The sequence below is a fragment of the Pedobacter cryophilus genome (genome assembly GCF_005116455.1).
Lineage (GTDB): Bacteria > Bacteroidota > Bacteroidia > Sphingobacteriales > Sphingobacteriaceae > Pseudopedobacter > Pseudopedobacter cryophilum.
On the sequence record NZ_SWBP01000005.1, the window covers coordinates 129,106 to 150,725 of the forward strand.

Here is a 21,620-nt window from a genome sequence, read left to right on the forward strand (position 1 = left end):
AAAAATTCGTACTGAAAAAAATCTTAAAACCTCATTTACTAAAAGAAAATATCCCAAACACATAACTGAAAAGCCAGAAATAACCACAACAGCATTAGAGAAAATTAGTGAAATTCGTGGAAAAAAACACCCCTCAAAAGCTAATCTATATCTCTCTACTCATGGTTAATATTTTCCTAAACTCGTCTTTCATGTGCTCAAAATTTAGATCCATTTCATCCACAACTATAAAGTGATGTTTCTTATAAAAATCAACAGATCGGCTGCTGTTCATCGCTTTTAGCCAAACAATTTTTTTGTCTCTTTTATTAGCTAATACTATTACAAAATCAATAATTATTTTCCCCAATCCTTTCCCTGTAGCATCTTTAACAAAGTAAATCCGCTCTAATTCTAAAGCATCCAATGCCGAATAGTTTTTAAGACCACTATCTATATTTAATTTTAAAAAGCCGACTAACTTTTCTTGAAAGTAAAGGAGGTAAAAAGAAGAGTTTGGTTGAGCTATTTCTTCACTTAATCTGGCGGCGTTAAAATTTAGAGCGACGTATTTCGCACCTTCATCATCCCATAGGTAAGTATAATGTTCTAAATATGACTTTCTCGCAATAGCGACTAAATCATCAATATTTTCTTCTAAATAGGGTTTTATTTGCATAGAATGGAAAAGAGTGAATAGGTCAAATATAGAATTTTGCTTTGCTTTAAAATAAATCAAAAAAGATAGGATGAAGTCATTATTAGTGGAATAAACACCATCCAGACTATAAATGGGGCTGTGTAATATTTCCATTGCATTCGCTTTTCCGCAGGACGGCACATGATGCCTCTTTACCTGCTAATAGCTATCTTTCATCACCAATTATAGAATAAATCATTCTTTTGCATGTTTTTTAGAAAAACCAAGTTTAGCTTTATACTCATTTTATGCACTTTCATTTCCGTTTCACTTTTTGCCCAAAGGCAAATGGAATATTTAGACAGAGGAATGATTGCTATGCAAAGTGCCCCACAAAGTGTTTACATTGCTTGGCGTATTTTAGCTACTGATGCCAGTAATTTAGAATTTTCTTTATACCGAAAAGAGGCGGGCAAAAATCCTGTAAAACTTAATAAACCCGCAAAATCAAACAATTATATTGATTCTTTTTTGGGTTCAATCTCATCTTGCGAATACATTTTAAATGCTGTAATCAAAGGAAAAGAAACCTTATTAAAACGAATTAAATTCATTCCATCGGCTCAAAAACAAGCTTATTTAGCCATTCCATTGCAAATTCCTGCTGGCGGCACAATAGAAGGTAGCAATTATACTTATTCTGCTAATGATGCCAGTGTTGGCGATTTAAATGGCGATGGTCAATATGAAATTATCTTAAAATGGGATCCTTCTAACTCAAAAAATCCACCGCAATTGGGTTTTACAGGCAATCAATTATTAGATGCTTATACTTTAGAAGGGAAGCTTTTATGGCGAATTGATTTAGGAAAAAACATCCGTTCTGGAGCTGCATATACCCAATTTTTAGTTTATGATTTTGATGGAGATGGACGTTCTGAATTGATTTGCAAAACTGCTGATGGAACTATCGATGGAACCGGAAAAGTAATTGGCGATGCCAATAAAGATTGGAGAAATTACGATTCTAAAAGTGCTTTTCATGGTAAAATAGCTGAAGGTCCGGAGTATATTACCGCTTTTGATGGTTTAACCGGAAAAGCAATGGATACGCAAATTTACACTTCCTCAAGGTATCCGCTTGATGGTTGGGGAGGCATTGGCGGCAACGGCGGAAATGATAATTCCGCTAGCCGATCAGATCGTTTTACAGCTTGTGTGGCCTATTTAGATGGCAAAAAACCTAGTGCGGTAATGGTACGTGGTTGGTACGGGCGTTCAGTCTTATCTGCTTGGGATTTTGATGGAAAAAAATTAAAACAACGCTGGATTTTTGATTCTAAAGATGATAAAAACCCTTACTCAGGAATGGGAAATCATAACCTTTCTGTTGCAGATGTAGATCAAGACGGTAAAGATGAAATTTGCATTGGCGCTATGACAGTTGATGACAACGGAAAAGGGTTATACACTACAGGTTTACGTCATGGCGATGCTTTGCATTTAACAGATTTAGATCCAGATAGACCAGGTTTAGAAGTTTTTGGCATCCACGAAAGTGAAGGGAAAACCGAAGCTTTAATGACACCCGGAACTGCGCAGTTTGACGCCAAAACTGGTGAACTTTTATGGAGTAAAAGTCCGGGAATAGATGTAGGCAGAGGAGTTGCTGGCGATATTGACCCTACAAAAAGGGGTTTCGAAAATTGGGGTGGACCCGGTGGTTTGCGAGATGTAAAAGGAAATACCATTTCAGAAAAAGCGCCTAATTCTACCAATTTTTTAGTTTGGTGGGATGACGATTTAACCCGAGAATTACTAGACAAAAACTATATAGAAAAGTGGAATTGGCAAACGCAAACTACTGATCGTTTGTTTACTGCCGAAGGCGCTGTGGCAAACAATGGAACAAAAGCCACACCTTGTTTAACGGCCGATATTTTTGGTGATTGGCGTGAAGAAATCATCTGGCGATCAGCAGATAATAAGGAGCTTAGAATTTATACACCAACTACACTTTCGACCCATAATTTTTACACCCTAATGCATGATCCGCAATACAGATTAGGTGTAGCTTGGCAAAATACATCTTATAATCAGCCACCGCATACCGGCTTTTATTTAGGTGCCGAAACTAAAGAATTCCCAAAATCTAATATTCTTATTCTAAAAAAATGAAGAAATTAATTTACCCATTCCTTATGATTCTTTTGTGTTCTTGTGCTTCATTGGCGCAAAGGCAAATGGAAAACCTTAATAGAGGATTAATTGCTGTAAAAGAAAATAATGGAAAAGTATTTGTTGGTTGGCGAGTTTTAGGGACTGATGATGAAGGCATTGCTTTTAACCTTTATAGAAAAAGCGAAAATCAAGCGGTCATAAAACTGAATGCTAAACCCATTACAGGAGCCACAAATTTCATCGATTTAAAAGCTGATACAACAGTTTCAAATACTTGGTTTGTGAAAAGTATTATTAAAAACAAGGAAGTTGACGAGGCCGGAAGCTTTACCATCGTTGCAAAAGCACCCATTCAACAATATCTAGCTATCAAATTAAAAGAGATAGCAGGTTATCAGCCAAATGATGTTTCTGTTGGAGATTTAGATGGTGATGGGCAATATGATATCGTTTTACACCAAACCGGCAGAGGAAGAGATAATGCATCTTCAGGATTGACTGATCCTCCAATTTTTCAAGCTTATAAGCTAGATGGAACTTTGTTATGGGAAATTAATTTGGGTAAAAATATTCGCGAAGGCGCACATTACACTCAATTTATGGTGTATGATTTAGATGGTGATGGCATAGCCGAATTTGCTTGTAAAACAGCCGATGGCACTACTGATGCTAAAGGTAAAGTAATTGGTGATGCCACTAAAGATTGGAGAGAAACTGCTAATCCGCGTTCTCCAACTTACGGAAAAATTATAACTGGTCCCGAGTATTTTACAGTATTTAGCGGTAAAACCGGCGAAGCTTTAGCCACTACAGATTATATCCCGGCCAGAGGAAACATTGGCGAATGGGGCGGTAAAGGTGGAAATGGCGGAAACGATAGAAGCGGAAACCGGGTAGATAGATTTACTGCTTGTGTGGCTTATTTAGATGGTGTACGCCCAAGTGTGGTGATGTGCCGTGGTTATTATGGCCGAACAGTTTTAGCCGCATATGATTTTAGAGAAGGAAAATTAACCACCAGATGGGTTTTTGATTCCCAAAATGGAGATAATCCGTTTTCTGGAATGGGAAATCACAACCTTTCTGTTGCAGATGTGGATAGCGATGGTAAAGATGAAATTATTTTTGGCGCCATGGTGGTTGATGATAACGGGAAAGGTTTATTTACTACTGGTTTCCGTCATGGAGATGCCATTCATGTTTCAGATTTAGATCCCGAAACTCCTGGGCAAGAAGTTTTTGGAGTACATGAAATTGAAGAAGGGACTACTGGTCCGGGTGTGGTTTTATATGCTGCCGCAGATGGAAAAGTTTTATTTAAAGCACAAGATAATACAGATGTAGGCAGAGGCGTAGCCGCAAATATAGATACAACCAGAGTTGGGGCGCAAATGTGGTGGTCTGGCGGAAATGGTTTATATGATATTAAGGGAAATAGAATTGGTGATGCTCCGAGGTCTACAAATTTTTTAATTTATTGGGATGGCGATGCCACCAGAGAGTTACTAAACAGCAATTATATTGATAAATATGGCAAAGGCCGATTGTTTACTGCTGTAGGCGCTTCATCAAATAATGGAAGCAAATCTACCCCGGCTTTGTCTGCTGATATTTTAGGCGATTGGCGTGAAGAACTCATTTTAAGAAGTGCGGATAATAAAGAATTGCGCATTTATTCAACCACCATTCCTACAGATATTAAACAATATACTTTAATGCATGATTCGCAGTATAGATTAGGCGTGGCTTGGCAAAATGTAGGCTACAACCAACCGCCGCACACTAGTTTTTACATGGGGAAAGAAATGAAACCTGCTCCAAAACCAAATATCAAGACAGTAAATATTAAACAATAAGAATTTTTAAAACCAATTTTCAGCACCATGAATATCAAATTATTAAAGAAGTTTAGTGTTTTTATCATTCTGTTTTGTTGCATAAACGGTACTTATGCCAGAGTTGCTAATCCGGCCAGAAATTTAATGATCCCCAAAGCCAGTATCACTTCAAATACGGTAACCCTTTTATGGGATAAGCCCAACTTTTACAATGATATTGTTTCTTATCAGATATTTCAGAATGGTAAATACGTTGGCGAATCCACAAAAACCAATTACACCGTAAAAAAGTTAAAATCGGGTAAGAATTACTCTTTTCACATTGTAGCAAAAAATAAAAACGGAGAAACTTCTGAAATAAGTAATAAAGCAACTGGCAAAACAAAGGCAAAAAGCAAAATTTTTAATGTGTTAGATTATGGAGCTATAGCTGATGATAAAACACTCAACACCATAGCAATTCAAAAAGCTATTGATGCTTGCTCAAAAGGTGGTACGGTTTACATCCCTAAAGGAAAGTTTTTAAGTGGGGCGTTATATCTAAAAAGTGATATGACTTTATTGATTGAAAAAGATGGCATTTTAAAGGGAAGTAAGGAAATTAAGGATTATTTACCTTTTAATTTAAACAGGTTTGAGGGTTGGGAGATGGAAACTTTTGCAAGTTTAATTAATGCAGGGAAATTGGATAGGAGCGGGAAATATAACGTGAGTAATTTAAGCATTATGGGTGAGGGCACTATCTCTGGAGGTGGCTCTCCTTTGGGTAGTGCAATGATTAAAGCAAACGGAATAAGAAGTAGAGGGCGTTTAATTTGTATAATGAACGGCCAAAATATTAATATGCAAGGTTTAAATATTGAAAACGCTCCCTGCTGGACTATCCATTACATTTATTCTGATCAGGTTACTTTGCATGATTTAAATATTGTGAGTACTGCCCGTAATGGTGATGGAATAGACCCAGATTCTTCTACAGATTCCTATATTTTTAATTGTGATTTTTCTACTGGTGATGATTGTATTGCCATAAAATCAGGGAAAAATCCAGAAGGTTATTATGTTGGCAAGCCTACCAGAAATATCCGAATTACCGATTGTAATTTCATAAGAGGACATTCTTTAGCCATAGGAAGCGAAATGTCTGGAGGCGTAAGTGATGTATTTATACAAGATTGTAAAATTGGTAATCTTTTACACGGCCTTCAAATTAAAGCCACAAAAGATAGAGGCGGTTATGTGAAAAATGTAATTGTGAGGGATTGCGAACTGTTAAAAGTGACCTTATATACCGCAGTTAATTATAATAACGATGGCGAGGCAGCACCTGTTTTACCTCAGTTTAGCGATATGGAGTTTTCAAATCTAAATTTATCAAAAGCTAAACCTAATGAAGTTTTAATAGATGTTAACGGATTTGAGGACGAGCAGCATTATACTCGAAACATCTTGTTTAAGAATATAAGTTTGCCTAATCAATCCATCATACGTGTTAAAAATGGCGAATTAATCACTTTTAAAGAAGTGAAAGGTTTGGATGATAAAAAACCTGAGTACAAAATTATTGCATCAAAAGAGATCGTTTATTAAACGCTGATATAAAAACTAAGATCAAATATTATTTGATATCAACTTATAAATAATGAAGAATTTATTTTACGCATTTATTGTTTTAAGCATTGTTTCTTGTGCGTCTTTAAAGAAAAGTAATCAACCTCAATTGGCTGATAAACCTCTTTTCAGAGATCCAATTTATGATGGCGCCGCAGATCCTGTAATCGTTTACAATCAAAAAACTAATAAATGGGTGATGTTTTACACCAACCGCAGAGCAAAAGGCGAAGGTTATGATGGCGTAACTTGGGTGCATGGTACAAGAATTGGTATTGCCGAATCTAAAGATGGCGCAAAATGGACTTATGCCGATACCGCAAATATCAATTACAGAAATACAGATTATACCCATTGGGCACCAGAAGTGATAGAAAATAATGGTATTTATCACATGTATTTAACTTATGTACCGGGCATTTTTACCGATTGGCAGCATCCACGCTACATCTTACACTTAACCAGTAAAGATATGTTTGATTGGAAATTTGAAAGTAAATTAAACTTAGCAAAAGATAAAGTAATTGATGCTTGTGTTTATCCGCTGCCGGGTGGTGGTTGGCGTATGTGGTATAACAATGAAAACGATGGAAAATCTGTTTATTACGCAGATAGTAAAGATTTATACAACTGGACAGATAAAGGAAAAGCTTTAGCCACCAGAGGTGAAGGCCCAAAAGTTTTTAAATGGAAAGATAAATATTGGATGGTGGTAGATATGTGGCGAGGTTTAGGGATTTACTCATCAAATGATTTACTAAAATGGACTAAACAGCCCGAAAATATTTTAGAAAAACCAGGGACTGGTGTAGATGATGGCGTAATTGGCGGCCACCCAGATGTGGTGGTTAGAGGAGATAAAGCTTATATTTATTATTTTACGCATCCTGGTAAAACGCCAGAAAATAAAGGGAAAGATGGCTTTGAACAAAGAAGAAGTTCTATTCAAGTGGCCGAGTTAAAGTTTGAAAACGGCGTAATCACTTGCGACAGAAATGCCCCAGTTTATTTGAATCTAAACCTCACAAATTAAATAGTATGAAATATTTAAGATTAAGTTTTCTGTTGGCTTTTATTGTTTTCAATAATTTTGCTTTTTCTCAAAATAATGCTTCAAGAACTGAGCTTTCATTTGATGAAAATTGGAGCTTTAAACAAGAAGATGTGGCTGGCGCCGAGAAACCTGATTATGCTGATGCGTCTTGGAGAAAATTAAACGTTCCTCATGATTGGAGCATTGAAGGAGAATATGATAAATTAAATACAACAGGCAGAGGCGGTGGTTATTTACCATCAGGCATTGGTTGGTATCGAAAAATATTTACGTTAGCTGAGGAGCAAAAAAGTAAAAAAATATCCATTGAATTTGATGGCGTATTATCCAACTCAGAAGTGTGGATTAACGGAAAATCTTTAGGAAAAAGACCTTACGGTTACAGTGGTTTTACTTATGATTTAACGCCTTATTTAAATTTCGGAAAAGGGAAAACAAATGTCATCGCTGTAAAAGCTGATAATTCTATTCAACCCGCTTCAAGGTATTATGCTGGAGCAGGAATTTATCGTCATGTTCGTTTGGTAACCACAAATCCTGTTCATTTTAACCATTGGGGAGTTTTTGTAAGCACAAAAGATGCTGATGCTCAAAAAGCAAATATGAGTGTAGAAATGAATGTTGAAAACGAAACTTCCACATTATCAGTGGTAGAATTGCAAATTAGCATGGTATCTCCGGCAGGCAAAACAGTAAAAATATTTACACCAGCAAAGCAAAATTTATCGCCAAAAGGAAAACTAAAATTTACGCAGCTTTTAGCTATTGATCAACCCGAACTTTGGGATGTAGAACATCCAAATCTGTATAAGGCCATCACAAAAATCATAGTAAATGGAAAAGAAATAGATCAAAAAACTACAGAATTTGGGATAAGAGAAGCCAAATTTGAAGCCGCTACAGGTTTTTGGTTAAACGGTAAAAACATCAAAATTAAAGGAGTTTGTTTACATCATGATGCGGGGAGTTTAGGCGCTGCAGTTCCATTATCAGCTTGGGAAAGAAGGTTTAAATTACTCAAAGAAGCGGGGGTAAACGCTATAAGAGTCGGACATAATCCAGCTTCGCCAGAGTTTATGAGCCTTTGTGATAAAATGGGTTTTATGGTAATGAATGAAACTTTTGACACTTGGACAGCCAGTAAAAACAATGGCGAAAATGGCTATAATCTTTATTTTAAAGATTGGTGGGAGAAAGATACTCGTGATTTAGCTTTAAGAGATAGAAACCATCCATCGGTAATTATTTACAGCGTGGGGAATGAAATTAGAGATAATTTGGATAGCCCTGAAGGTTTTAAAAAGTATAAAGAACAACAAGATTTAATACATAGCATCATTCCAAATATGCCGGTAACTATGGCTTTGTTTCGTCCGTCGGCTTCTAAAGTTTACACCAATGGCTTTGCACAAACTATGGATGTGGTAGGGCAAAATTATAGAGAAAGTGAATTGGTTAATTTTCATGAGGCTAATCCTACTTTAAAAGTTATTGGAACAGAAAACGGACATACCCAAGCGGGTTGGTTAATTTTAAGAGATAAACCTTATATGGCGGGTCAGTTTTTATGGACAGGTTTTAACTATTTAGGCGAAGCCGATTGGCCAGAAGTAACCAATAACCAGGGTTTATTTGATGTATCGGGCAGGTGGAGAACAGAAGGATTGCAAAGACAAAGTTGGTGGAGCAATAAACCAGTTGTTCACATGGTAAGAAGAGATGATAATGCTGGAAAAGGAGATTGGGTTGCCAATTGGACACCTTCAGATTTTGACACTTATGATGTCGCCAATGTGCAAGTTTATAGCAATTGCGAAGAAGTTGAGCTGTTTTTAAACGGTAAATCGCAAGGGACTAAACCTAAGCCAGCCAATGATTCGCCCAGAAATTGGGAACTAACTTTTGAGAAAGGAACCATAAAAGCTGTTGGCAGAAATGGAGGAAAAGAGGTAAGTGTAGAAGAATTTATAACGGCATCAGAACCAACTAAAATTATTTTAGAAGTAGAAAAAACCAGCATTTCTAATAATTGGGATGATGTAGTTTATGTGACTGCAAAAGTGGTAGATAAAGATGGAAATATTTGTCCAAATGCTACTTCGTTAATTAACTTTAGCGTCAGCGAAAATGCCGAAATTGTAGCTGTTGAAAATGGTTTTAACGCTAGTCATGAGAAATTTAAAGACACCAAACGTTTCGCTTATAAAGGCTCATGTAATGCCATTATCAGAGCAAAAGCATCAAAAGGAGAAATCACCATTACCGCAAATTCTCAAGATTTAACACAAGGAACAACAAAAATTACCATCAAATAAATATGAAAATTAAAAAGAGTCAATCGTTATTAGCCATCATCGTTTTTATAGCTTTTATCGCCTTTAAGGCACAAGAAAAACCTACCATTTATTTAATTGGCGATTCTACCGTAAGAAACACCGATAAAGAACAATGGGGTTGGGGAAGTTTGCTGCCCGAGTTTTTTGATACCACAAAAGTGAGCATCAAGAATAACGCAATGGCAGGCAGAAGCACCCGTACTTTTATTAAAGAACAGCGTTGGGAAAAAGTGCTCAATAACCTAAAACCCGGAGATTATGTGATGATGCAGTTTGGGCATAATGAAGGCAGTAAACCCGATACTTCTAAAGCCGGTTACCGTGGGGTTTTAAAAGGAACTGGAGAAGAAACTGTAAGTTTAACTTGGAAAGACGGCACCGTAGAAACCGTTTATACTTACGGCCATTACCTTAGAAAATTCATTAAAGAAGCTAAGGAAAAAGGCGCTACACCAATAGTTTTATCTATGATTCCACGAAACCAATGGGACAATTTAAAAGTAAAAAGAGCCGATAAAGATTATGGTTTATGGGCAAAAACAGTAGCAACAGAAGAAGGCGTTACTTTTATTAATTTAAACCAAATTTCAGCCGATAAATACGATGTTTTTGGTCCTGAAAAAGTAAAAGGATTTTTTGCCGGAGACCATACGCATACCAACAAAATTGGAGCTAAAATAAATGCGGCATCGGTAGCAAAAGGGTTAAAATTATCAAAAGAAAAGAAACTTAAGAAATACCTTATTAAAGCTAAAATCAAAGAAAATGACTAAAAAATATAGATTATTTACCCTCCTAGTTTTAGGGCTATTTGTTTCTTGTGCTGCTGCTAAAATGGCGGCAAAACCTACTCTTTTTTTAATTGGCGATTCTACCGTAAAAAACGGAAGAGATAACGGTGCAGGTGGTTTATGGGGTTGGGGGCATTATATTTCAGATTTATTTGATACCCAAAAAATTGATATTAAAAACCACGCTTTAGGCGGCACCAGTACCAAAACTTTTAGAACCCTAGGTTTATGGGACAGCGTTTTAGTGAAAATGAAACCCGGCGATTATGTAATTATGCAATTTGGACATAATGATAGCAGCCCTTTAGATGACAGCGCCCGAGCAAGAGGAACCATTAAAGGAAACGGCGATGAAAGTAAGGAAATTTATAACCCAATTTTGAAGAAAAAAGAATTGGTACATAGTTATGGTTGGTACATCCGTCAGTTTGTGAAAGAAACTAAAGCCAAAGGCGGAATCCCAATTGTTTGTTCTTTAATCCCAAGAAATGCGTGGAGTAACGGTAAAGTAAACCGTTCTGAATATGTAGAATGGGCCCGAGCTGCCGCCATTCAAGAAAACGCTTATTACATTGATTTAAACAAATTAATTGCCGACGAATACAATAAAGTAGGACAAGCAAAAGTAAACGAACTCTATTTTGGACCCAAAGACGCAACCCACACCATTTTAGAAGGCGCAAAGTTTAATGCTCAAAAAGTAGTAGACGGCATTAAAGAAATCAATGATTTAAAACTAGCTAAATACCTTAAATAAGTTAAAAGGGTTTAAGAGTTTAAGGATGAGCAGAAATTGGGCATTTTAACACGCTTTCCGCTGTATCTTTTTGGCCTCAAAAAGCCAAAAAGGATGCCGCTTCAATCGTTAATGCATCTAAACATTTAAAATAATAATACCTTGTTAAGAGAAAGAAAAAATACAAAAAAGAAGCAGAGCGATTAAGCCAAAGCACTAACAACCGTTCACCCTTTTTATTCGGCCTTGGCCTTTGCGGTAATTACAGGCCAGCCCTAAGCAGAAACTTTGTAGCAAAGGGCGTAGCCGCGGCTTTTTGGTTCTTTTCAGCTGAAGGAAAAGAACTAGAGATGGCCGCTCATGAGGCCGGAGAGCCATGTGTTTTTGGGCATTTTTGATAAAAAAAGGTAAATTGAATAAGTTAAACAAATAAAGTGACTAGAGATGGCCGCTCATGAGGCCGGAAAGCCATACGCTTTTGGGCATTTTAACACGCTTTCCGCTATATCTTTTTAGCCTCAAAAAGCCAAAAAGGATGCCGCTTCAATCGTTAATGCACTAAAACAATAATATCATGTTAAAAGTAAAAGCCATTTCATTATTAATTCTCGTTACAATCGGTTTACAAAGCTTAGCTCAAAAATCAGTTCCCAAAAAACAACCTAACATTGTTTTAATTCTAGCTGACGATATGGGTTTTTCTGATATTGGAAGTTTTGGCTCTACTACACAAACTCCGGTGCTAGATAAAATGGCTGCCGAAGGTCTAAAAATGACCAACTTTTACAACGCATCTCGTTGTTGCCCAACCAGGGCGTCTTTAATGACTGGGTTATTTCAGCACCAAGCAGGCGTTGGAGATATGATGAATACCCGCCCGCAACCTGCCTATCAAGGGTATTTAAATAAAGAATGTGTCACCATTGCCGAAGCTTTAAAAGCAGGAGGATACGCTACTTTTATGACAGGTAAATGGCATTTGGGGCAAGCCAAAGAAAACTGGCCAACTCGCAGAGGTTTTGATCAATATTTTGGATTAATTGATGGTGCAAACAGCTATTTCGAAAACAGACCCTACCGTCCCAATCAAAAATTAAGCATCGTTTTAAACGAAGAAGAATATAAAACAGGTAAGGGTTATTACTCTACCAATGCCTATACCGATTTTGCTATCAAATTTATTGAAGAAAAGCGCCAGCCTAACCAACCTTTTTTCTTGTACATGGCTTTTCAGGCGCCACATTGGCCGCTGCATGCTTTGCCAGAAGATATTGCAAAATACAAAGGTAAATTTATGAAAGGTTGGGATGTGTTGAGACAAGAGCGTTTTGAAAAACAAAAGCAAATGGGCGTAATTTCTCAAGACCAAACATTATCGCCCAGAGCTGCCGAACTGCCAGATTGGAACAGCCTCACTCAAAAAGAAAAAGAAGATTGGGACGATAAAATGGCAGTTTATGCCGCAATGATAGATAAAATGGACCAAAATATTGGGAAGCTAAAAGCTAAACTTAAAGAACTGGGAGAAGAGGAAAACACCGTTTTTATGTTCCTTTCAGATAATGGAGGCAGTAATGAAACCATTAATAACACCGGTTTTACGCCTCAAATTATAGCGTCATCTAAAATGGATGCTTCCAATCCGCAGTCATTTACCGCTTATGGTTACCAAGGGGCAAATGTGAGTAATACGCCGTTCCGTTCTTTTAAACATTGGGAATATGAAGGCGGAACCGCTACACCATTTATTGCTTACGGTCCAAAATGGATTAAGCCGCAATTAAACCATCAACCGGCACACATTATTGATGTGATGAACACTTGTTTAGAACTCGCAAATGTGAGCTACCCAACAACATATAATGGTCAGCAAATTACGCCAACAAGGGGTAAAAGTTTGGTGCCTATGTTTCAAGAAAGGAAATGGAAAGGACATGACGCTTTGTTTTTTGAGCATGAAGGAAACAGAGCTTTAAGAGCAGGAAATTGGAAACTCGTTTCAGAATATCCGGCAAATCAATGGCAATTATACAACCTTTCGTCTGATAGAGCCGAGCTGAATAATTTAGCCGCAAAATATTCAGATCGAGTGAAAACCATGGCTAAAAAATATGATAAATGGGCAAGCAAAACAGGAGTGATTCCTTTTGCCGAGCTAGATAAAAAAAGACCTCAGGATAAGTTTTAGGTTTTTTGGGGATTCATTTTCATAATTTATTCTGTATGACGTAGGGATAACCCTCGGGTTATCCTACACAATTTTTCATAAACGGAATCCGAGGATTATCCTTACATTTCTGTCAGTAGAGGGTTGTCTATTTTAAGAATACATAGGGATAACCCTCGGGTTATCCTACACAATTTTTCATAAACGGATAATCCGAGGATTATCCCTACATTTCTGTCCGTAGAGGGTTGTCTATTTTAAGAATAAGTAGGGATAACCCTCGGGTTATCCTACACAATTTTTCATAAACTAAACTATTTTAGCCATCTATTTCTATCCAAACAAATGTTAAACATCCCGAAATAATGAATTATTTACTAACAACTATATTACTTCTAATAGGAACTTTTGCTTTCGGACAGGATAGGATTATTCTACAAAAAAAGAATAATCCTAACAAACATAAAATCTTAAATGACAAAACAGAATATATTATTAAAACAGTAAACGCCTCCTATAAATCTACAATAGCTACTTATACAGATTCAACATTAACAGTAACAACTTTTGGTAAAACTGGAAAAGACACTATTTACAAATATAATCAAGGTCTCAAAGAAATTAATAAGTTGCGGCCGTTATACGCTAGGAATACAATAGTAATTCCCTTTAAAGAGATTCAATACATTAAAAAAGACTTGTTCAATAACAGAAAATGGCTAGAACCTTTTGGGTACATTGGACTTGGTGCTGGATTAGGGCTAGTTCTTTTGCCTGTAGTAGCTATAGATAAAGGTGCCGCTGGAGTTAAAGAATGGGTTACTTTTGAGTTAATTTTATTGGCGGTATCAGTCCCTCCAATATTTATCGGGACAAGAAAGGTTACCTATAATCTAAAAGATAAGTGGGTTATAATGATCCAAAATTCTCCACAGCATTGAGAGAAAATCTCGCAATTCAAAATTATAGAGATCAACCCATCTCTAAATTTAAAACCCTATTTTAAAATTCACAATTCATTTTAAGAATACGTAGGGATAATCCTCGGGTTGTCCTTTATCATTAGAAATTAATCTTTTTCACAAACGGATAATCCGAGGATTATCCCTACGTTTCTGTTCGTTGTTCTATAAATACATTTCAATGAAAAACATATTTAAAATTCTTCCCTAGTATCACGTTTAAGTATTTCTTCGCCAATTAATTCTATCTCCAATTTATTGTAATCAATGGTAAATTCAAAGAATAAATCCCCCTTCAAAACATCTTCTCTATCAATGCAGCCATTAAATTCAGTAGCCACATAATTTACCTTAAGCTTCCCCTTATTTCCCCCTTCATCTATGATTAAAATATCCTCACATTTATCAACGGTATATTTTCCCGGGAGATAAAAAGAGAGGAGACCAATAATTTTGTCTTCGTTATTTTTAAGGTCTTCAAGCAACCTAGTTTTTTTATCGTTTTCATCGTTTTCCCAAGCATGAATAGTTGTTTGAGTTGACGATAGGATAGCTGTAGGCTTATTCATGGCAGGTTATTTTGTTTGTACTTTGTACAAAGGTAGTGATTAAGTAAAAAAACATGTTTCTGTTTGTAAAGTTAAACTCTCCCAATCCCCCAAAATAAAACAGCCAATCCTTTATTACCACGTAACAATCCAGCTATTAACCACCTTTGCAGGATAAAGCAGGTTGCCTAAAACAGATAAAAGCTTTAAAATAGTAGCTGATAACCAATTCACCTTATCCAAAATTAATAAGGCTCTATTTTAGATGATTAAGAATATTCTTCATATCGTGATAATTTGTGTTTTTTTAAGCTTTTCGCCAAATGTTGGTTTTAGTCAGGGTGTAGAAAAAGCGGTGATATCCCTACAAGGAAAATGGAATTACCAATTAGATTCTTTAGATGTTGGCGTAAAACAGCAGTGGTTTTTACAAAAAATTAAAGATCAGTTAGTGCTTCCAGGCTCTTTAAACGAGCAAAATATCGGCAATATCATTACCCTAAAAACCAAATGGACGGGTAGCATTTACGATAGTTCTTTTTATTATCATCCTCGGTTAGCCAAATACCGCCAAGCTGGAAATATTAAAATTCCTTTTTGGTTAACCCCAAAGAAGCATTATGTAGGTGCGGTTTGGTATCAAAAAGAAGTAGATATTCCATCATCATGGGGTAATAAAAAGATAATGCTTTATTTAGAAAGAGCCCATACCGAAACCATTTTATATGTAGATGAAAAGCAAATTGGCAAGCAAAATAGTTTAGTTGCACCCCATGTTTACACGCTTGATTTTCCCTTATCTGCCGGAAAACACACCCTTACTTTGCGAATTGATAACAGCGTAAAAGAAATTAATGTTGGACCAGATTCGCATAGCATTACAGATCATACCCAAGGAAACTGGAATGGCGTTGTGGGTAGGATAGAGCTGCAAGCCAAAGATTTGGTTTCCATAGCCAATGTGCAAGTTTACCCTAATGTAGCGCAAAAAATGGCGAAGGTAAAAGTGGTGTTAAATGCTCCGCAAAAGCAATTGAATGGTACCATCACTTTGTTAGCTAAAAGCTTTAATTCGGCAGCTCCTCAGCAAACTAAAATTCTAAAAGTTAATTATCAAATTAAGAATAATAAAGACACAGTTACGCTTGATTTACCAATGGGCAATGATTTTTTGCTTTGGGACGAGTTTAAGCCAGCATTGTATGAATTACAAGTAAGTACCACTTTTCAGGATTTTAAAGATGCGCAATCAGTTACGTTTGGGATGCGAAAGTTTGAAGCCAGAGGAAAGCAGTTTTTTATTAATGATCGTCCGGTTTTTTTGAGAGGCACCGCAGAAAATGCTGTTTTTCCTTTAACAGGATATGCTCCAATGGATGAAGCATCATGGGAAAGAATCTTCAAAATTTGCAAATCATTTGGCTTAAACCACATGCGTTTTCATTCCTATTGTCCGCCAGAAGCCGCTTTTAAAGCCGCAGATAAAATAGGTTTTTACCTACAGCCAGAAGGTCCAAGCTGGGCAAATCATGGTAGTTCTTTAGGAAATGGCAAACCCATAGATCAATACATTTATGATGAGACTAATTTAATGGATGAGCATTATGGTAATTATGCATCATTTTGTTTAATGGCTTATGGCAATGAACCTAGCGGGAAACAGGTAGAATACCTAACTAAATTTAATAATTATTGGAAAGCTAAAGACTCCCGAAAGTTATATACTGGCGCATCAGTTGGTGGCAGTTGGCCGGTAATTCCAAATAACGAATTTATGGTAAGGGCCGGTGCCCGAGGTTTAGCCTGGAATCGTTTACCAGAAAGTAAAAGCACTTACGAAATTCAAATTAAGCAGTTTACTGTTCCTTTTGTGGCTCATGAAATGGGGCAATATTGTGTTTTTCCAGATTTTTCTGAGATTAAAAAATATACAGGTGCATATCAAGCTAAAAACTTAGAGCTTTTTCAAGAAGATTTAGCAGATCATCACCTAGCCAATCAAGCTCATGATTTTATGATGGCTTCTGGAAAATTGCAAGCCTTATGTTATAAAAACGAGATAGAAAAAGCGCTGAGAACACCTGGTTATTCGGGTTTTCAACTCTTAAGTTTAAATGATTATACCGGACAAGGAACTGCCTTAGTGGGTGTTTTAAATCCTTTTTGGGAAGAAAAAGGATACATTACGGCGAAAGAATTTAGTCGTTTTTGTAGCCCAACGGTACCGCTTACCCAGCTAGATAAATTTGTTTATAACAGTTTAGAAACCTTTAAAGCAACAGTAGAAATAGCGCATTATGGCGAAAAACCTTTGGTAAATAAGGTAGTTTATGCCCGTATAAAAACTACAGCAGGTAAAGTACTATTTACTTTCAAATACACTAATCAAAGCCTCAATTTTGGAAACAATATGTTGGGTAATATATCTTTTTCATTGAATCCAATTACCAAAGCCGAGAAGTTGATTTACGAAATTAGCTTAGAAGGTACTCCTTATATTAATAGCTGGGATTTTTGGGTTTATCCAAAAGAATTACCTCAATACAAAACCAGTTTTTATTATACCACAACTTTAGATGAGCAAGCTAAAAAAGTATTAGCCGAAGGTGGAAACGTGTTTTTAAATGCGTCAGGAAATGTGGTGAAAGGAAAAGAAGTGATACAAAATTTTACGCCTGTTTTTTGGAATACCTCATGGTTTAAAATGCGCCCGCCTCACACGCTAGGTTTTTGGTTAAATCCAAAACATGCTGCTTTTCAAAATTTCCCTACGGCTTACCATAGTGATTTACAATGGTGGGAAATTGTAAACAAAACTCAAGTAATGAATTTAGAAGATTTTCCTTCAGAATTTAAGCCTTTGGTGCAGCCCATTGATACTTGGTTTATGAATAGAAGGTTGGCTATGGTTTTTGAAGCCAAAGTAGGTAAAGGAAAAATAATAGTTTCTAGCGCTAATTTATCCCCAGATTTAAAAGTAAATCAGCCGGCTGCAAGGCAACTGTTTTACAGCTTACAACGTTATATGCAATCAGACAAATTTGAACCTAAATTTGAGGTAAATTTGAATACTATAGATGATCTTTTTAAAACAGGCTCAAAACAAGTTTTTGATACTTACACAAAAGACAGCCCCGACGAATTAAAACCAAAACTTAATTAAATACAAACAGTAAATCATTTATATCATGCTTAAAGCAACATCAAAACTCATTTTACTAGGCTTAGCTGCGCTCACTTTTTCTTCTTGTGCGGTTCAAAAACAGCAAAAAGCTCAAAAAGAAGAGATCTTAAAAGTGATGAGATCAACCAATGAATATTTTATGAATAAATGGCCCGATCCTTACAAGCCTATTTTTACTAATATTCAAAGACCTAGTAACATTTGGACCAGAGCCGTTTATTACGAAGGTTTAATGGCACTTTATCAATTAGATAAAAATCCTAAATATTATGATTATGCTGTAGAATGGGGCGAAAAACATAAATGGGGTTTAAGAAACGGAATCAAAACCCGTAACGGAGACGATCAAGCTTGCGGACAAACCTATCTTGATTTATTTGAGATTGATCAAAAGCCAGAGCGCATCAAAGACATTAAAGCTTCTATGGATTTGATGATGGCTTCAGGAAAAATCAACGATTGGACTTGGATTGATGCCATTCAAATGGCAATGCCTGTATTTGCTAAATTGGGTGTTTTAGAAAAAAATCCAGAATACTTTGAGTACATGTACAAAATGTATATGCATACTAAAGAAGTAGAAGGTGGCGGTTTATACAACGCAAAAGAAGGTTTATGGTGGAGAGATAAAGCTTTTGTGCCTCCTTACAAAGAACCTAACGGCGATGATTGTTATTGGAGTAGAGGGAACGGCTGGGTGGTAGCTGCATTGGTGAGGGTTTTGGATATTATGCCTAAAGATGGTCCTCACCGTGAGGAATACCTAAAAACTTATTTAGAAATGATGAAAGCATTAGTGCCTTTACAAAGAGAAGATGGTTTTTGGAATGTAAGCTTAAATGATGCAACTAATTTTGGTGGCCCAGAAACTAGCGGAACAGCATTGTTTGTTTACGGAATGGCTTATGGCATTAATAAAGGTTTATTAGAAAAATCAGTTTATCAACCCGTGATAGATAAAGCTTGGAATGCTATGGTTACCAAAGCGGTTCATCCAACTGGCTTTTTAGGTTATATGCAAGGAACAGGGAAAGAACCAAAAGATGGTCAGCCGGTAACTTATACCAGTATGCCAGATTTTGAAGATTATGGTTTAGGTTGTTTTCTTTTAGCTGGAGCTGAAGTTTACAAAATGGGAGGAAAATAATGTTAAAAGCAAAGAAAAAATTTATAGTTAATTTATTGGTTTGTAGCTTTTTTTTAGGAAGCACTTTAGTGGTTGCTCAAGAAAGTAAAAGCACTTTTAAAACTTTAAAAAGAAGTGTGAACGAGTTTACTTTCCAAAATACTGATGGAGCAGTAAAAATAGAATTTTGCACTCCTCGTGTTTTTAGGGTAAGATATAGTTGGGATGGAAACTTTGCCGCAAACGAATCTTACATGGTCCAAAAATACCAATGGTCGGCAATTCAATTAAATCAATCGGCTTCAAAAGATAATATTGTAATCAATTCTGATAGTCTTCGTTTGGTAATCAATAAATCGCCTTTTACCATTAAAGTGTATAACAAGGCAGGCGTTTTAATTAATGAAGACGCTTTGCCTGCAAAAAAGCAAAATACAGAAGTAGCCATTACCAAAAAAATGCAAGCCGAAGAACACTTTTTTGGTTTTGGCGAGCGTATGGATTTTTTAGATAGAAAAGGAAAGCAGCTAACTTTAAATGTTGGGCGTGGCGAAGGTTTACCTCATGAAGTGGGCGCTTACAACATATTAGAAGCTAATTATTGCCCAGTTACCTTTTTTATGAGCACCAAAGGTTATGGTATTTATTTGCATAATTCTTTTGCTTCTAATTGGGATATGGGTTATTCCAACCCTTCTAAATACAGTTTTTCTGCAGTAGATGGCGAGTTAGATTATTACTTTATGTATGGTGATTTTCCAACATTAATTAACCAATACACAGATATTACGGGTAAATCTCCTTTAATGCCCAAATTTGCTTTGGGTTTACACGTAGGGACTTATAGCGGCGGAACTTGGGGACACGAAGAAATGACCAGCACCCAATATGTGGTGGCTTTAGCCGGAAGGTTGCGTTCTCAAAATATCCCTGCTGATATCATTTGGTTAGATTCTACCTGGCGTTTATTTGGAGAAAATGGAGGAAAAGGAGCGACCACTTTTGAGTGGAGAGATACTTTTAAAGATCCAAAATCTATGTTTGATAGCATTTATGCGATGAATTATAGCATGGTTGGAGTGCATTTACGCCCAAGGTTTGATAATGCTAAAAAACTAAACTTATTAGACCAAGCCCGTGAAAAAGGATTTACTTATCCCGAGGATGGAAAACCCGGCGAATTTGTGAATTTCTTTGATCAAAAAGCCGTGGATTGGTGGTGGGAAAACGGGGTAATGAGAGTGGCCAAACAAGGCGCCATGTTCTTAAAAACCGACGAGGGAAGTGCTTTTGGAAGAAAAGCCAATGAAAGCGATAAAGTTGGCCCAACAGGTAGAGAAGCAGAGCGTTTACACAATATTTTCCCCTTAGCTTATGCTAAAGCACCTTATGAGAAATTTCAGGAATTAAATAAAATTAGAGGCTTAAACCAAACCCGTGAAGGTTATGCGGGCATTCAAAAATACCCTTTCATTTTTGCAGGAGATTGGCCTAGCGAATGGCAATATTTTGCGCCAGTAATTAAAGCTGGTTTAAACATTGGTTTGTCAGGAGTGAGTGATTGGGCGCATTGTATGGGAGGTTTTGAGCATCCTGCCGATCCTGAATTATACATCCGTTGGGTACAATTTGGCATGTTAAGTCCTATAGCTTTAGTTTTTGGGATGGATCATCCAGGTTACAAAGAACCTTGGAATTACGGTGAAGATGCCTTAAGAAATTTCAAATATTATGATCAATTGCGTTATCGCATGTTGCCTTATTTGTATTCTACCATGTATCAAAACTATAAAACAGGTATTCCAATGATGCGGGCTTTAGTTTTAAATCACCAAAATGATGTAAACACTTATCAGGTTGATGATCAATATTTATTAGGCGATAATTTAATGGTTTGCCCTGTAACGGTAAAAGATGCAAAAACCCGTTCGTTGTATTTGCCAAAAGGTACTTGGTTTAATTACTGGAGTGGTAAGAAAATAGAAGGAGGAAAATACATTCATGTGGTTGCACCGTTAGATAGTATTCCTCTTTTTGTAAAAGGCGGAGGCATTATTCCTATGCAGCAGGATATGAAATATACCGATGAGCAGGAAGTAAAAACTATCACTTTAGATATTTATCCATCCGGAAAATCAAGTTTTGATTTATATGAAGATGATGGTAAAACTTTAGCCTATCAAAACGGCAAATTTGCTATCACCAAAATCACTTGTGAAGAAAGCAATACGGGCTTAAAAATAATGATAGGCAATCCAAAAGGAGACTTTGTGCCTGTAAAGCATCAATACAAGGCCAATATTCGTTGGACTGGCAAAGCACCTAAAAACATAATGTTAAACGGAACCGCAACTCAAAAAGCAAATTGGAATTTTGATGCCGAAAAAAATATTTTAACTGTTAATATGGCTGGCGCCGATACCTTGCTAGTGAACTAAATGACTTAGCCCCCCGATTTTAATCGGGG

The 21,620-nt window shown here is 36.5% G+C and carries 14 protein-coding genes; 12 read left to right on the forward strand and 2 right to left on the reverse strand.

The window, feature by feature from the left end:
* Positions 1-145 precede the first annotated feature (145 nt).
* Complete coding sequence (locus FA046_RS13820; protein ID WP_136827127.1) at positions 146-793, reverse strand: GNAT family N-acetyltransferase; 648 nt, start codon at positions 791-793, stop codon at positions 146-148.
* Between the two features lie 174 nt (positions 794-967).
* Here FA046_RS13820 and FA046_RS13825 point away from each other — a divergent pair, with 174 nt between their 5' ends.
* From FA046_RS13825 to FA046_RS13865, 9 genes are all read left to right on the forward strand, one after another.
* Positions 968-2,797, forward strand: coding sequence for a rhamnogalacturonan lyase (locus FA046_RS13825; protein ID WP_136827128.1), 1,830 nt, complete (start codon positions 968-970; stop codon positions 2,795-2,797).
* A complete protein-coding gene (locus FA046_RS13830) occupies positions 2,794-4,656 on the forward strand; it encodes a rhamnogalacturonan lyase (protein ID WP_136827129.1) in 1,863 nt (620 codons plus the stop codon). The genes FA046_RS13825 and FA046_RS13830 overlap by 4 nt, the downstream gene beginning before the upstream one ends.
* Positions 4,657-4,683: 27 nt before the next feature.
* Entirely contained in the window at positions 4,684-6,228 is a 1,545-nt protein-coding gene (locus FA046_RS13835; protein ID WP_136827130.1) for a glycoside hydrolase family 28 protein, read from the forward strand.
* 52 nt (positions 6,229-6,280) lie between these two features.
* On the forward strand, positions 6,281-7,282 hold the full coding sequence (locus FA046_RS13840) for a family 43 glycosylhydrolase (protein WP_136827131.1): 1,002 nt from the start codon (positions 6,281-6,283) through the stop codon (positions 7,280-7,282).
* Positions 7,283-7,287: 5 nt separating this feature from the next.
* Positions 7,288-9,618: a sugar-binding domain-containing protein gene (locus FA046_RS13845; protein WP_136827132.1), complete on the forward strand. Its 2,331-nt coding sequence runs from the start codon at positions 7,288-7,290 to the stop codon at positions 9,616-9,618.
* Positions 9,619-9,620: 2 nt separating this feature from the next.
* Complete coding sequence (locus tag FA046_RS13850; protein ID WP_136827133.1) at positions 9,621-10,412, forward strand: rhamnogalacturonan acetylesterase; 792 nt, start codon at positions 9,621-9,623, stop codon at positions 10,410-10,412.
* Entirely contained in the window at positions 10,405-11,187 is a 783-nt protein-coding gene (locus FA046_RS13855) for a rhamnogalacturonan acetylesterase (RefSeq protein ID WP_136827134.1), read from the forward strand. The genes FA046_RS13850 and FA046_RS13855 overlap by 8 nt, the downstream gene beginning before the upstream one ends.
* Before the next feature lie 553 nt (positions 11,188-11,740).
* Positions 11,741-13,354: an arylsulfatase gene (locus FA046_RS13860; RefSeq protein ID WP_136827135.1), complete on the forward strand. Its 1,614-nt coding sequence runs from the start codon at positions 11,741-11,743 to the stop codon at positions 13,352-13,354.
* 344 nt (positions 13,355-13,698) lie between these two features.
* Positions 13,699-14,274, forward strand: a complete 576-nt coding sequence (locus FA046_RS13865) for a hypothetical protein (RefSeq protein ID WP_136827136.1) — start codon at positions 13,699-13,701, stop codon at positions 14,272-14,274.
* Positions 14,275-14,489: 215 nt separating this feature from the next.
* Here FA046_RS13865 and FA046_RS13870 read toward each other — a convergent pair whose 3' ends face one another.
* Complete coding sequence (locus tag FA046_RS13870) at positions 14,490-14,864, reverse strand: hypothetical protein (RefSeq protein WP_136827137.1); 375 nt, start codon at positions 14,862-14,864, stop codon at positions 14,490-14,492.
* A gap of 244 nt (positions 14,865-15,108) precedes the next feature.
* Between FA046_RS13870 and FA046_RS13875 the strand changes: the two genes are divergently transcribed.
* Genes FA046_RS13875 through FA046_RS13885 form a run of 3 tightly spaced genes read left to right on the forward strand, consistent with a single transcriptional unit; the run spans position 15,109 to position 21,591 of the window.
* Positions 15,109-18,006, forward strand: a complete 2,898-nt coding sequence (locus FA046_RS13875; protein ID WP_136827138.1) for an exo-beta-1,4-galactosidase — start codon at positions 15,109-15,111, stop codon at positions 18,004-18,006.
* A 25-nt stretch (positions 18,007-18,031) separates the two neighbouring features.
* Entirely contained in the window at positions 18,032-19,174 is a 1,143-nt protein-coding gene (locus FA046_RS13880; protein WP_136827139.1) for a glycoside hydrolase family 88/105 protein, read from the forward strand.
* The gene (locus FA046_RS13885) at positions 19,174-21,591 is read left to right on the forward strand and encodes a glycoside hydrolase family 31 protein (RefSeq protein WP_136827140.1); all 2,418 of its coding nucleotides are present in this window, start codon (positions 19,174-19,176) and stop codon (positions 21,589-21,591) included. Before FA046_RS13880 ends, FA046_RS13885 begins: the two co-directional genes overlap by 1 nt.
* Positions 21,592-21,620: the final 29 nt, after the last annotated feature.